Origin of the sequence: Sphingobium sp. B12D2B (genome assembly GCF_025961775.1) — a bacterium.
Classification (GTDB): domain Bacteria; phylum Pseudomonadota; class Alphaproteobacteria; order Sphingomonadales; family Sphingomonadaceae; genus Sphingobium.
Map to the genome: position 1 here is coordinate 2,406,720 of NZ_JAOQOH010000001.1, position 13,004 is coordinate 2,419,723.

Genomic DNA, 13,004 nt, shown 5'->3' on the forward strand with positions numbered 1-13,004 from the left:
AAGCCGGGGCTGATCGCGAGATCAGTAACCGGCTTCGACAGCCAGTCGGATGGCATCCGCTCCGGTTCGGACGCCCAGCGCCTGAAACAGCGCGGCGCGGTGCATTTTCACGGTCCGCTCACTGAGGCCCAAGTCGAATGCGATCTGCTTGTTGAGCTTGCCCGCCGACATCAGCACCAGAATGCGTCTTTGCCGTTCGGTGAGTGCCGAGACGCGCGCGGTGGCCATGCCCTTGCGGCTGTCCGGCCCGGCGGCTGCCACGGCCGCAACCTCGACCTGAGACCCCAGAAAATATTCCAGCCCGCCATCGCTGTCGAACATCGGCGCGATCATCACCGCATTGCGGAACGGCGAACCATCCTTGCGATAATTGGTGATCTCCACAATGGCCGGCTTCTTCTGACGAATGGCCGTGCGCAGCAATTCGCTTGATGCGGCTTCTGTTTCGGCCCCGTGCAGGAAGCGGCAATTCCGCCCGAGAATTTCCGCGCGGCTATAGCCGGTAAGGCGCAGAAACGCCTCATTGCAGGCGATGATGGGATTATCGGGCAGCCGGGGATTGCTGATCACCGCTGCGGTCGAACTGGCATCGATGATGTCGCTTATCGCCATGCCGGCAGCGATATCAAAAGCCGTACGCACCGCCAAGGTCTGGCGGGAGAATGGCAGTGTCCGAGCGAGTTTTCTTGCGCGGCTGCATGGCAGCCTTAGCCCTCCAGCCCCCTCGCCCCGGCCCCTCCTCTGAAGAAGAGGGAGTAAGCTGTGAGCCTTCCTCAGCCCTCCGGCCGGGCGTGCCGATCCAGAAAGGCTACGAAAAGCCCCAGCCACTGGCGGACCGGCAGTTGCGGCCAGCCCAGCCCGAAGCCGTGGCCGCCTTCCTCGAAGAAATGCGCCTCCACCGGCCGCCCCGCGACACGCAACGCCTGCAGCATCTCCAGACTGTTCGACGGCGGCACCGCCGGATCGTCGAGCGCGTGCATCAAGAACGTGGGCGGCGTCTGCGGCCCGACATGGGCGGCCGGCGAGCGCCGGGCGACCAATGCGGGATCGGGCTTCTCGCCCAGCAGATATTTGCGCGAATCCGGGTGGGTATCCGGCATGCGCATGCTGATGACCGGATAGATCAGCCCGGCAGTGCGCGGCCTCGCGTCGAGCCGGTCGATGGCATCGCGCGGGGCGTAAACCGGCTGCGCGAAATCGGTGATCAGGGTCGCCGCCAGATGCCCGCCGGCCGAGAAGCCGAGCACCGACACCTGATCAGGATCGATGCCATAGGTCCCGGCCATCGACTTGATGAGGCGCATGGCGCGTTGCGCATCCTGCAGCGGCACGTCGGACCGGTTGGTCCAGCCCTCCCCCGGCAGCCGGTGGACGAGGACGAAGACCGTATAGCCCTGCCCCGCGAGCGCCTGCCCGACTTCCGCCCCTTCATTATCGATGGAAATGAAGATGTAGGCACCCCCGGGAATGACCAGCACCGCACGGCCATTGGACTTGGCCGGTCGGAAGACGCGCAGATAGGGCTTGTCGACATTGTGCATGAAAACCGGCGGCGCCTTGTCCATCGGCAGAGGACGTGCAGAAAAGCCGTTCTCGGGCGGCGCGCCCGTCCACAGGTCGATGGTCGGCGCGGCAGTCCAGGAAGGCGGAATGACGCGAGGCGGCATCCCAGCCGGCGGCTGTGCAGCGGCCATCGGTACGCTTGCTGCACCGGCCACGGCTGCCGCAATGCCCGCTGCCGCCAGAAAGCCTCTGCGATCCAGTGCGCCGTCTTCCTTTGCCATCAGTCCTGTCCCATCATCGTCGCCAGCTGAGCCGGCTTATGTTCACATCGCCGCAGACACTAGCGGTAATCGATTGCATTGCAAGCCGCCCGGCTAGTGCGAGCCGCCCGCCAGATCTGCCGACGCTGAGCCAATCGACATTCCGAAAGCAATCGATTACAGCCATACCCTCATTCGCCGCGCGTTGCTGCGGAATGATAATCTGCATGCAGCCTGGTTCGACCGACGCTGCGATGGAACAATAAGGCCGAGAGGATCGCGAAGTGACGGAACGCCCCCACATCCAGCCGAGCAACGCATCGGCCCTGCTGAAATGGCTGGTCTTCCTGATGTTCGCGATGTTCGCGATGACTACCGATTCGGTTGGCACGGTGATTCCGCAGATTATCCGCGAGTTCAATCTGGGCATGACGGCGGCCGGATCGTTCCAATATGCGACGATGTCCGGCATCGCTATTTCGGCCATTTCGCTCGGCTTTCTGGCAGACCGCATCGGCCGTAAGGCGACGATCCTGATCGGCCTGACGCTCTTTGGCCTCAGTTCTGTCGCCTTCGCCGCCGGACACGACTTCCTGTTTTTCGTCGCCTTGCTGTTCATCTCCGGCATCGGCATCGGCATCTTCAAGGCCGGCGCGCTCGCGCTGATCGGCGACATCTCCCGCTCGACGCGCGAGCATTCGACGATCATGAACTTGGTCGAGGGCTTCTTCGGCGCTGGCGCGATTGTCGGCCCGGCCGTCGTTGCCTGGTCGCTGCAGGAAGGGTTGAGCTGGAAGTGGGTCTACTTCCTCGCCGCCGGCATCTGCGCCCTGCTCGTGCTGGGCGCATTCGGCGCGCGCTTCCCGACCCCGGTGCGGGCCGATGAAAAGCCTGCCGATCCGCGCGATGCTGCCCGGATGATGACCGATCCCACCGCCATGTTCTTCGCCACCGCTCTGATGCTGTATGTCGGCGCGGAAGCCGCGATCTACGTGTGGACGCCGACATTCCTCGCCAGTTACGAGGGCTCGAACGCGTGGCTCGCGGTCTATGCCGTCTCGATCTTCTTCGTGCTTCGCGCTGCCGGTCGCTTCCTCGGCGTGTGGCTGCTGGCGCGTTACGATTGGACCGCCGTGCTCGCCGTGTGCACCGTCGCAATGACGATCCTGTTCTGGATCGCCGTGCTGGGGGATCGGGGCGTCGCCATCTACGCCCTGCCCGCCACCGGCCTGTTCATGTCCGTGCTTTACCCCACGATCAACTCGACCGGCATCAGCTGCTTCGAGAAGGCGCGCCACGGCTCGGTTGCGGGGCTGCTGCTGTTCTTCACCTGCCTCAGCGCTGTCATCGCCCCGCTTGCGATGGCGCTGATCGGCGACGGGCTCGGCGACGCGCGCTACAGCATCGCGCTCGGCGCACTGATGGCGACGGGCCTTGCCATCCAGTGCATCTGGAACTGGCGCAAGCAGCCGTTTGCGAGCCGCCTAGCCGAGCGCAACAGCGCCGATTACCGCAAGGAAGTCATCATCGGCGACACCGGCCCGACCGCCTGACGGGCCCTCCCGGCGCGGACGCTGCGGCCCGCGCCGGAAAAATGCTTTGGCAAAACCCGCCTGCGCCCTAGAGATGCCATTTGTTTGGCCTTTGGATGCGAGAGGACACAGGAGCGTTGAAACCCAAGCAGGTTCGGACAATCTACGATCTGGCAGAGCTCGCCGGTGTCTCCGCCGCGACCGTCTCCCGCGCGCTGGCCGGCAAGGCCGTGGTCAATTCCGAGACTGCCGAGCGCATCCGCAAGCTGGCGCAACAACATGGTTTTCAGCCGAGCCCGCTCGCCCGCAACCTGCGCACGCGCAAGACCGGGGCGATCGGCGTGGTCATCCCGCTTGGCCATGAGCGCGCCCAGCATATCTCCGACCCCTTCTTCATGACGATCATCGGTTTCCTGGCCGATGAACTCACCGAGCGCGGTTTCGACCTGATGCTTTCGCGGGTCATTCCGGACCGGGACGACTGGCTGGAGGGCATCATCAAGACCGCGCGGGTGGATGGCCTCATCATCATCGGCCAGTCCGACCAGTCCGCGGTCCTTAATGCCGCCGCCGGTCATTATCTGCCGATGGTCGCCTGGGGCGCCTTCACCCAAGGGCAGAGCCATTGCTCGGTCGGCACGGACAATTTCCTCGGCGGCCAGATGGCAATGCGCCACCTGATCGAGCGCGGTTGCAAGCGCGTGGCGTTCCTCGGCAATCCCCGCGCCATCGAGATCGCCCAGCGCTTACAGGGCGCGCGCGCCGTGCAGCAGGATCACGCGGCTGAGGTGATGCTGACCGAAGTGCCGACCCACCTCGCGCCGGAACTCAGCGCGCCGGACATCAACGCCTATCTCGATCAGGTCGATCAACTGCCTGACGGCATTTTCGCGGCCTCGGACATGATCGCCCTCGCCGCCGTCCAGACCGTCATCAGCCGGGGCATGTCGATCCCCGACGATGTGCGAATCGTCGGCTTCGATGACCTCCCGATTGCGCAGAGCATCGTGCCGCCGCTGACCACGATCCACCAGGATATCGCCAGCGGCGCCACGCAGATGGTCGATTGCCTGCTTAAACGCATCGAGGGCCGACAGACCGGTTCGATCATTCTCAACCCCGCTCTGGTGGTGCGCGGCTCCACCTGACGGACCGATTTTCCGCTGCGACAGCCCTGTTCCAAAATGGTTGTAATCGATTGCCAATGGCGTATTGGTTGCGAGGACTTGAGGAACGGGGACAATGATCGAAATTCAGGCGCAATCGCGCGCATATTTGCAGCATGGCGCGAGGGGTCAATGGCCTTGCAACACAGTTGCGAACGCCTCCTTTCCGGACATCGCCTGCCCCGGCCTCCTGCGCACCCGCGCCCTCTCCTTTCTCTGACCTAACTGGCTCTCCATGAACGATATCAGCACGACCCGCTGGACGGTCGAACAGCTTAAGCACCTCAAACTGACCCCATCCTGCGTGGCGCCGCTCATCGGCGAGGCCGATGTGGCTCGGATCAGTGACGATGTCTGCGTGTGGGACGCTTGGCCCATCCTGCAGCGCGACGGTTCGCCGGCGCCGGCCGATTTGTGGATGGCGCTGGCCTCGCCCTGGTTTGCCGACCCGGATGACCGTCACGGTCATGCCCGCATTCATTTGTTCGAGCGGCGGGGGGATGATTGGCGGCATTATGGCCCGGTGATGCCCGATGGCTTCTCGCCCGGCAGCCGGGAATGGTCCGGCTCGGCCTATCTGGAGAATGACGGGCGCCGGTTGACGCTCTATTTCACTGCCGCCGGCTTTCGTGGCGAGAGCGAACTCAGCTTCGAGCAACGCCTGTTCGAGGTCGAGGCCGATCTGGTCGGCAAGGATGGCGGCTGGTCCGTCGAGAATTGCCGCAATCTGCGCGGATCCTTCCCGCGCGACCCGCGCTTTTATGCCGATCCGCTGTCAGCCGGTGGCGGCCTCGGCACCATCAAGGCCTTTCGCGATCCCGGCTATCTCCTCGATCCGGCGAGCGGCGAGCATTGGCTGCTATTCACCGGCTCGCTGGCCACCTCGCAATCTGCCTATAATGGCGTGATCGGCGCGGCGCGGGCCAAGCCCGATGCCCTCGGCCAGTGGGAGGTGACCGCGCCGATCATCAGCGCCGATGGCCTCAACAATGAGCTGGAGCGGCCGCACATCGTGCTGGCCAATGGACTTTACTATCTGTTCTGGTCCACACAGACCCATGTGTTCAACCCGGAAGCCCCCCGTGCCCCGACGGGCCTCTACGGCATGGTGTCCGAGCAGATCACGCACGGGTGGAAACCCTTGAACGGTTCCGGCCTCGTCATCGCCAACCCGCCGGAAGCGCCGCGTCAGGCTTATAGCTGGCTGGTGCTGCCGGATCTCTCCGTCACGGCCTTCGCGGACGATTGGGGCCGTGGCGAGGCTGCCGAGGGTGCTAAGCGCTTTGCCGGCACCTTCGCGCCGTTCCTTCGCCTCGCCTTGGATGGCGAGACGACGCGGATTATCGACTGAGCCATGTCGAGCACGCGCCTTGCCGGGGTCGAGCTGGGTGGGACGAAGACCTTCGTCCTGCTTGCTCAAGGTGATCGCATCGTCGAGCGGGTTCGCATTCCGACGACGCAGCCTGACGAGACGCTGGCTGCCGCCAACGCACAATTGCGCGCCTGGCACGCGGATGCGACCATTGCCGCGATCGGCATCGCGTCTTTCGGCCCCATCGCTCTGTCCCGCAAATCCGATAATTTCGGCCATATGCTGCCCACCCCCAAGCCCGGCTGGGCGGGCGCCGACATTGCCGGGGGGCTGACAAGCGGCCTCGATTGCCCGATGGCCATCGATACGGATGTCAACGGCGCGGCCCTGGCCGAGCATCGCTGGGGTGCCGGTCGCGATCTCGATTGCTTCTGGTATATCACCATCGGCACCGGGCTCGGCGGCGGTCTGCTTGTTGACGGCAAGCCGGTGCACGGCGCCATGCACCCGGAAATCGGCCACATCCATGTGCGGCGTGCGGCAGGCGACAGCTTTGCCGGGGCCTGCCCGTTCCATGGCGACTGCATCGAAGGACTGGTGAGCGGCCCCGCCCTCGCCGCCCGCTTCGGCACCAGCCCCGAGCACGTCGCCGATGACGATCCGCGCTGGGATTTCGTGGCGTCCGACCTGGCGCAACTCGCCGCCACGCTGTTCCTCACCACAGCGGCAGAGCGTATCCTGTTGGGTGGCACTGTGGCCACCAGCCGCGCTGCGCTCCTGCCCACCGTGCGCGCCACGTTGCTGCGGGATCTGGCGGGCTACCTGCCCTTCCTCACGCAGGAGACGGTCGAGCAACGTCTGTGCCTCGCAGGCCTGGGCGACGAAGCCGGCCCAATGGGCGCCATCGCGCTTGCCATAGCCGCGCTGCAGGGCTGAGCTTTTGGCAGAGCGTTTGCGCGGCGTGACGACGCCGCGGCGTTCGCTTGCCACATCGGCGCTTCATACTCACTGAATTTGAACTTGGCTGGGGCGGGAGGATTCGAACCTCCGCATGGCGGTACCAAAAACCGCTGCCTTACCGCTTGGCTACGCCCCAGCATCGCGCGCTGCGAGCGGCCCATATACAGGGCCGGGCGCAAATGCCAAGCCGGAGAAACGGTGGTTTGGCGATCTCTTTAGGCGAGTATGCTCCCCCTGTGCGCCTTGCTTGCGAAAGGGGTAATCGGGCTGCGGAACGAAGTTCCATCGCCTGCCCACAGGCCTTATGAAACGGCGCATGAGCAACGCCCCATCCAGTCCCGCAGCCTCTCCCCTGTTCCTGCGCGAGGAGGAGATTCGTCGCGGGATCGAGCTGCTGCAATTTGGTCATATGGCGTTCGCGCAGGCCATGGACCCGATTCTGGATCAGCACCGGCTCGGCCGCGCGCACCAACGGGCGCTCTACTTCATCGCGCGGCGGCCCAATCTCAGCGTGTCGGCGCTCATCGCGCTGCTGGGCGTGACCAAGCAGTCGCTGGGGCGGGTGCTCGATGAGCTGATCGAGCGCGAGTTGCTCGCGGTCCACAAGGGCGACCGCGACCGCCGGCAGAAGCTGCTGAGGCTGACGCCTGCTGGGCAGGCTATCGAGCAGGCGTTGTTCGATGCCGTGCGCGAACGGTTCGCGGCGGCCTATTCGGCAGCGGGGCAATCGTCCGTCACCGGCTTCTGGCGGGTGCTGGAGAGCCTGCTGGATCCGGAAACCCAGCGACTGGTCGCCGCCCTGCAAATCGCGCGCTGACGGTTCAGCTGGCCTTGCTGGACAAGGCAGCAAGAACCGCGCCTCGATCCCGCGCGGCCTTCAGCGTCTCCACAACGAGCGGTGCAAGGCCGTCCGCCCGATCCAGTATGTCCAGACCTTCGCGGGTCATGCCGCCCTTGCTGGCGACCGCATCCGCCAGATCGGCGGGCGGGCGATCCGCCGCCGCTGCGCTCAACGCGGCGCCTTCCACGGTCTTGAGCGCCATGCGCGCGGCGGCATCCGGCGCAAGGCCAAGTTCGGCGCCGGCGGCAGCCAACGCATCAATGAAGCGATAGACGAAGGCCGGGCCGCAGCCTGCGAGCGCCGTCGCGGCATCGAACAGTTGCTCATCGTCCAGCCATTCGACCAGACCGAGGCGACTGCACATGGCGTCGACCAGATCGCGCGCGCGTTCGTCAGCCGCGTCTTCCACCTTGAGAATGCTGACACCCTTGCCGACCCGAACGGGCAGATTGGGCATGCAGCGGACAATCGACTGGACGGCCGGGAAAGCATCCCGAATGCGGGCGATCGGTACGCCCGCGAGGATCGAAAGCAGGGTCGCCCCGGGGCCGAGAAGCGCCGCCGTTGTCCCGGCAACGTCTGCCAGTTGCTGCGGCTTGCAGCCGAGCATCACCAGCGAGTCCCGGTCCACGGGCCCATCGAGCGCGGTCAGCACCCGCACGCCCGGCGCGACCGCCTTGCCGCTGGGGCGCACCACCGTCACCCGCTCGGCGGGCAGGCCCTCGTCGAGCCAGCGCAGCAGCATGGCCCCGGCCATGTTACCGCAACCCAGCAGAAGAAGGTGCGAAGGCCACATCGGGCCAGCCTCAGGCTTCGCCATGCGTCTCGATCAGGCTGGCGGCCATGGCTTCGGCGGGATTCTTGCCGCCCCACAGGACGAACTGGAAGACGGGGTAGAAGCGCTCGCACTCATCGATTGCGCTTTCCACCAGCAACTGCGCCTGATCGAGCGTCAGCGATCCGCTAGGGCCGAGCAAGGCGCCATGACGGAACAGCAGCGTGCTACTCGCCGACCACAGCTCGAAATGGCCCAGCCAAAGCTGCTCGTTGATAAGGGCGATGGTTTCGCAGATCGCCAGACGCTTATCATCGGCGACGCGAATGTCCGGCAGCACGAGAAGCTGCAGCACCATGTCATCGTCACGCCAGATCGCCCGGACCTCATATTCGGTCCAGCTGCCGCGATGCCGCGCAACAAGCTCGTCCTCGCCGACATGCTCGAAGGGCCAGTCATGCGCCTCGAAATAGGCCGCGAGCATATCGATCGGCTCGGCTTCCTGCTCGCCGCCTGTAAATTCATCCCGGTCGATCATACTCAAAAACCGTCAGTCCACTTCCTGTAACGGCCAGCGCCGTCCTGCCCCTGCTGGACAGCCCTTCGTAGCACGACACGGCGCAAGCGGAAAGGCAGGCGGCAGCGAAGCCGCGCCCAACCTGTCCGGAATGAGATATGTTGCTGTGAATAAGTTGTGGATAAATGCGGGATAGCTGGTCGAAAACTCAGCTTGCGGCCTTGTCCGACGGCTTGCCGGCCTTCGGCGCACCGCCCTCCAGCGCAGCCAGCCGCGCCTCGAGCGCTTCGACCTGCTCGCGCGCCTGCGCCGCCATGGCCTTGACCGCCTCGAACTCCTCGCGGCTTACGAAATCGAGCCCGCCGATCCACTCGCGCGCGCGCTCCCGGGCATTGCTTTCAAACTCGCGCCCCACCCCGGCCACGGTGCCGGCGGCGCCGTTGATGATCTTGGACAGGTCGTCGAAAAAGCGGTTTTCACTTTGCATGGGTCTGATCCTTCGCCGCCGCTGATGGCGGCCATCGCCTAGATTTGGGTACGCACCGCGGCCGGAACAAGGGTTTCGGCATCCGGGTTCATCCGGTCGATATCGAAGGCGAGCCCGCTCGCAAAGCCCAACCAGCAAAGATAGGGCACCATCAGCCACGCCGCGACAGACCGGATCCGCCCGAACAGGATGGTGGTGATCGTGGCCAGCACCAGAATGACGAGGATCAAATAGAAAGCCAGCGTCGCCTGATGCGCGCCGAAGAACAAGGGCGACCAGACGAGGTTGATGCAGAGCTGGACGATGAACAGCGTGATGGCGAGCCCCCGCCCCCTCGCGCCGCGCGCGTGCAGGATCATTGCCAGCGCCAGGGCCATGAGCAGATAGAGGGTGGGCCACACCGTCCCGAACACCCAGCCGGGCGGTACCAATGCCGGCTTGCTCAGCGCATCGAACCAGCGATTGTCATAGCCGCTGTTGGACAGATAGCCCGACACAAAGCCGAGAAACTCGATGGCGGGGATGGTGACAAGCGCCCAGCGGAGGAAAGACATCCGCAACTGACTTCGCGATGCAATCTGGTTCACGCGCACTCCCACTTCATGCCGAATCCCCACAGCGTTGACATGACTTTAACGATGGCGTTGCGCCGCGCCAGCCCTTCCCGCATGCCGATTGCACGGGAGAGGATCGCGCCTGCTTCATCCTGGCACGCGTGCGCCGGCAATCAGGAACTCCACATTGCCCTCCGGCCCGGTGATCGGGCTGGTGGTGAGGCCGGTAACCTGCCATCCCGGTTGCGCCGCCAGCCAGGCCTCCACCTCCGCGCAGACGCGGGCGTGGACCTCCGGATCGCGCACCACGCCGCCCTTGCCGACCTCTTCGCGCCCCGCCTCGAACTGCGGCTTGATGAGCGCGACGAGCCGGGCGGCGGGTGCCGCGAAGGTCAGCGGGCGCTCCAGCACCTTGGCGAGGCTGATGAAGCTGGCATCGCAGACGATGATGTCGACCGGCTCAGGCACATGCGTGGCAGTCAGAATACGCGCGCTGGTCTGCTCGTGAACGATGACGCGGGGGTCTTGCCGCAGCTTCCACGCAAGCTGGTTGGTGCCGCTATCGATGGCATAGACCCGCGCCGCGCCGTTGGTCAGCAGCACGTCCGTAAAGCCGCCCGTGGAACTGCCGACGTCCATTGCCACCAGTCCGGTCACATCGATGTCGAACGCCTCCAGCGCGTGCGCCAGCTTGAGGCCGCCACGCGAGACCCAGGGGTGATCCCGCCCCTTGAGGACGATCTCCGCCTCCTCCGGCACCGCCTGCCCCGCCTTGTCCACTGGTTTGTCGCCGACCAGTACGTTGCCGCTCATTATGAGGGCCTGCGCGCGGGTGCGGCTCTCGGCAAGGCCGCGCTCGACGAGCAATTGATCGAGGCGCTTCTTGGCCATGCGCTCAGCGTTTCGCCAAAGCGGTGAGCGTGCCGGATGTCAGCACTTGCGGGAGAACCTGCGGCGTTGCGGCGCCGGGTGCGTAGAAGAGATAGAGCGGCACGCCTGAGCGGCCATGCGCTTCGAGGAAGCGACTGATCGCCGGATCGGCATTGGTCCAGTCGCCGACCATCGCGGCGACCCCGCCCGCCTCGAAGGCCTCGCGCACCGCCTGCGTATCGATGGCATTGGCCTCATTGACCTTGCAGGTGAGGCACCAGTCGGCCGTGAAATACAGGAACACCGGCTTGCCCTGCGCCCGGAGCGCAGCCAGCCGGGCCTCGCTGAACGGCTCGCCCACCAGCCCCTCGCCCGCTACGGGACGATCCCCGCGCACCAGCGCAGGCGCGGCGATTGCAGCGCCGCTCAGCAGCAGGGCTACGAGTCCGCCCAAGGCCCAGTTGACGCCAGCGCCGGCGCGCTGGCGACGCCCCAGCAGCAGGAGGGCCAGGATCACGCCGCCCGCCAGCAGCACGCCCAGCACCACGCCACCGGCACCAAGCTGCCGCGAGAGCAGCCAGAGCAGTGCGAGCGCCGTCAGCCCCATCGGCACTGCCATGATGCGCCTAAAGCGGGTCATCCAGGCGCCGGGACGGGGCATCAGCCGGCGCAGTGCCGGAACCCAGGCAATGGCGATGAACGGCGAGGCCAGCCCGAGGCCGAGGCCTGCGAACACCGCCAGAGCCAGCGGCCAGGGCAGCACCAGCGCGGCGCCCATGGCCGCGCCCATGAACGGCCCGGTGCAGGGCGTCGCCACGAAAGCGGCCAGCGCGCCAGTCCAGAATGCGCCCGCCTGCCCGCCTTGCCCGGCCCGCCCCTGCCCGACCGAAAGCGATGCGATCTCGAACCCGCCGAGAAGATTGAGCGTAATCGCCACCATCAGCATCAGCAGCACCGCGATCACGCGCGGGTCCTGCAACTGGAAGGCCCAGCCGACCTGCGTGCCGCCGGCCCGGATCGCCAGCATCAGCGTCCCGAGCGCGAGGCAGGTGACGAGAATGCCGGCGGTGTAGGCCAGCGCATCGCGCCGGGCCTGCCGCTCATCCCCGCCCGCCTTGGCCAGGCTGATCGCCTTGAGGCTGAGAATCGGGAAGACGCACGGCATGACATTGAGGATCAGTCCGCCCAGAAAGGCGCCGCCGAGGATCAGCAGGACCGCGCCAAGCCCGGTCTGCGCGGCTGGCTCGGCCGTTGTGGCGCCATCCGGCGCCACCGTCAGCCGCTCACCACCCTCGGGCACAGCACCGGGCGTGGCCCTGATCGCCAGCGCGACGCCCGGCGAAACTGCCAGCACGCCCTCGACCGTGCCGGGCACGGACGCGTCCTCGGCCAGCCCCACCTCCACCACCAGCCAGTCACCCGCGCGACGCACGGTCTGCGGTTGCGCATAGCGCACAACGTCCTGTGTCGTCGCGAAGAACCATGGCGCGCCCATCGGGGCAGCCTGTGGATAGGGCACGGCGATGCTCAGTATGCCATTGGCCACAGCATATCGCGCAGGCTGATCGAGCGGACGGGGGTGAGCCCCGCGAAATCCATCGAAGATCTTGCGGGAGGCCGCCGTCGTGGCCCCATCGCCAATGGTCAGAGTGGTCGCGATCTCGCCCTGCTCCGGCACGCAGATCGCGTCCGTGCAGGCCAGCCACCGCGCCTTGCCGCGCACCGGAAGTACCGTCCCTGGCGCCAACCCAGCGGGAACCGCCAGATCGACCAGCACCGCATAGTCATGCTCGTAGACATGGTTCATCAGCCCGGCGATCAGCAGTCGGTCCGGCACGGGATAGCGGAAATTGCCTATCTTGACGCCACTGCCCGCCGGCAAATCCCAGGCGACCTGCATGCCCTGCCCGGCATCGCCCGGATTGCCCCAATAGCCATGCCAGCCGGCTTTGGGTTTCATCACGATAGCGAGCGTAACGGTGCTCCCGGCCGCCGGGCGATCCGTCTCGGCGATAAGGCTCGCGATGATATTCGGTGCCCCGCGCTGCCCGAACGCACCGCCATCGGCTGGTGCCGCAGATTGCGCAAAAGCAGCTAAGCCGACCAGCAATGCTGCCAGAAGAACCCCTAGCGTCATCAAAACGCCATTGAGCCGGCGCACAGGAAAAGCCATGAAACGGATCATTGGCCGTTCTGTAAGCGCGCGCCGCCCCGACCCCAAGGAGAA

Annotated in this window: 13 protein-coding genes and 1 tRNA gene; 5 read left to right on the top strand and 9 right to left on the bottom strand. The window is 65.8% G+C overall.

The window, feature by feature from the left end; translation table 11 throughout:
- Positions 1 to 21 precede the first annotated feature (21 nt).
- Complete coding sequence (locus tag M2335_RS11420; protein ID WP_264595406.1) at positions 22 to 612, bottom strand: PAS domain-containing protein; 591 nt, start codon at positions 610 to 612, stop codon at positions 22 to 24.
- A gap of 161 nt (positions 613 to 773) precedes the next feature.
- A complete protein-coding gene (locus M2335_RS11425; RefSeq protein ID WP_264594762.1) occupies positions 774 to 1,784 on the bottom strand; it encodes an alpha/beta hydrolase in 1,011 nt (336 codons plus the stop codon).
- Positions 1,785 to 2,047: 263 nt separating this feature from the next.
- Between M2335_RS11425 and M2335_RS11430 the strand changes: the two genes are divergently transcribed.
- The 4 genes from M2335_RS11430 to M2335_RS11445 all read left to right on the top strand — a co-directional run bounded on the left by M2335_RS11430 (position 2,048) and on the right by M2335_RS11445 (position 6,709).
- Positions 2,048 to 3,316 (top strand): MFS transporter, encoded by a 1,269-nt coding sequence (locus M2335_RS11430; protein WP_264569951.1) that lies wholly within the window; start codon positions 2,048 to 2,050, stop codon positions 3,314 to 3,316.
- Between the two features lie 116 nt (positions 3,317 to 3,432).
- Positions 3,433 to 4,443: a LacI family DNA-binding transcriptional regulator gene (locus M2335_RS11435; RefSeq protein ID WP_264569950.1), complete on the top strand. Its 1,011-nt coding sequence runs from the start codon at positions 3,433 to 3,435 to the stop codon at positions 4,441 to 4,443.
- Between the two features lie 253 nt (positions 4,444 to 4,696).
- A complete protein-coding gene (locus M2335_RS11440) occupies positions 4,697 to 5,812 on the top strand; it encodes a glycoside hydrolase family 68 protein (protein ID WP_264594763.1) in 1,116 nt (371 codons plus the stop codon).
- A 3-nt stretch (positions 5,813 to 5,815) separates the two neighbouring features.
- On the top strand, positions 5,816 to 6,709 hold the full coding sequence (locus M2335_RS11445) for an ROK family protein (RefSeq protein WP_264594764.1): 894 nt from the start codon (positions 5,816 to 5,818) through the stop codon (positions 6,707 to 6,709).
- Between the two features lie 85 nt (positions 6,710 to 6,794).
- Here M2335_RS11445 and M2335_RS11450 read toward each other — a convergent pair.
- Positions 6,795 to 6,869 (bottom strand) — tRNA-Gln (locus tag M2335_RS11450).
- A 180-nt stretch (positions 6,870 to 7,049) separates the two neighbouring features.
- On the opposite strand from M2335_RS11450, the gene M2335_RS11455 reads away from it, so the two are divergent.
- The gene (locus M2335_RS11455; RefSeq protein WP_264594765.1) at positions 7,050 to 7,550 is read left to right on the top strand and encodes a MarR family winged helix-turn-helix transcriptional regulator; all 501 of its coding nucleotides are present in this window, start codon (positions 7,050 to 7,052) and stop codon (positions 7,548 to 7,550) included.
- 4 nt (positions 7,551 to 7,554) lie between these two features.
- Here M2335_RS11455 and M2335_RS11460 read toward each other — a convergent pair whose 3' ends face one another.
- From M2335_RS11460 to M2335_RS11485, 6 genes are all read right to left on the bottom strand, one after another.
- On the bottom strand, positions 7,555 to 8,370 hold the full coding sequence (locus tag M2335_RS11460) for a pyrroline-5-carboxylate reductase family protein (RefSeq protein WP_264594766.1): 816 nt from the start codon (positions 8,368 to 8,370) through the stop codon (positions 7,555 to 7,557).
- A gap of 10 nt (positions 8,371 to 8,380) precedes the next feature.
- On the bottom strand, positions 8,381 to 8,887 hold the full coding sequence (locus M2335_RS11465; protein ID WP_181559260.1) for a YbjN domain-containing protein: 507 nt from the start codon (positions 8,885 to 8,887) through the stop codon (positions 8,381 to 8,383).
- Positions 8,888 to 9,074: 187 nt separating this feature from the next.
- Positions 9,075 to 9,353: an accessory factor UbiK family protein gene (locus M2335_RS11470; RefSeq protein ID WP_264572482.1), complete on the bottom strand. Its 279-nt coding sequence runs from the start codon at positions 9,351 to 9,353 to the stop codon at positions 9,075 to 9,077.
- A 38-nt stretch (positions 9,354 to 9,391) separates the two neighbouring features.
- A complete protein-coding gene (locus tag M2335_RS11475) occupies positions 9,392 to 9,940 on the bottom strand; it encodes a TspO/MBR family protein (RefSeq protein ID WP_264569944.1) in 549 nt (182 codons plus the stop codon).
- A 114-nt stretch (positions 9,941 to 10,054) separates the two neighbouring features.
- Positions 10,055 to 10,798 carry a TlyA family RNA methyltransferase gene (locus M2335_RS11480; RefSeq protein WP_264594767.1) on the bottom strand — a complete coding sequence of 248 codons (744 nt, stop codon included), beginning with the start codon at positions 10,796 to 10,798 and terminating at the stop codon, positions 10,055 to 10,057.
- 4 nt (positions 10,799 to 10,802) lie between these two features.
- Positions 10,803 to 12,950 carry a protein-disulfide reductase DsbD family protein gene (locus M2335_RS11485; RefSeq protein WP_264594768.1) on the bottom strand — a complete coding sequence of 716 codons (2,148 nt, stop codon included), beginning with the start codon at positions 12,948 to 12,950 and terminating at the stop codon, positions 10,803 to 10,805.
- Between the last annotated feature and the right edge of the window lie 54 nt (positions 12,951 to 13,004).

Excerpts from the sequence above, each read along its gene's own strand:
- M2335_RS11420 (WP_264595406.1), bottom strand. The coding sequence starts at position 612 with ATGGCGATAAGCGACATCATCGATGCCAGTTCGACCGCAGCGGTGATC.
- M2335_RS11425 (WP_264594762.1), bottom strand. The coding sequence starts at position 1,784 with ATGGCAAAGGAAGACGGCGCACTGGATCGCAGAGGCTTTCTGGCGGCA.
- M2335_RS11440 (WP_264594763.1), top strand. The coding sequence starts at position 4,697 with ATGAACGATATCAGCACGACCCGCTGGACGGTCGAACAGCTTAAGCAC.
- M2335_RS11445 (WP_264594764.1), top strand. The coding sequence starts at position 5,816 with ATGTCGAGCACGCGCCTTGCCGGGGTCGAGCTGGGTGGGACGAAGACC.
- M2335_RS11455 (WP_264594765.1), top strand. The coding sequence starts at position 7,050 with ATGAGCAACGCCCCATCCAGTCCCGCAGCCTCTCCCCTGTTCCTGCGC.
- M2335_RS11460 (WP_264594766.1), bottom strand. The coding sequence starts at position 8,370 with ATGTGGCCTTCGCACCTTCTTCTGCTGGGTTGCGGTAACATGGCCGGG.
- M2335_RS11465 (WP_181559260.1), bottom strand. The coding sequence starts at position 8,887 with ATGATCGACCGGGATGAATTTACAGGCGGCGAGCAGGAAGCCGAGCCG.
- M2335_RS11470 (WP_264572482.1), bottom strand. The coding sequence starts at position 9,353 with ATGCAAAGTGAAAACCGCTTTTTCGACGACCTGTCCAAGATCATCAAC.
- M2335_RS11480 (WP_264594767.1), bottom strand. The coding sequence starts at position 10,798 with ATGGCCAAGAAGCGCCTCGATCAATTGCTCGTCGAGCGCGGCCTTGCC.
- M2335_RS11485 (WP_264594768.1), bottom strand. The coding sequence starts at position 12,950 with ATGGCTTTTCCTGTGCGCCGGCTCAATGGCGTTTTGATGACGCTAGGG.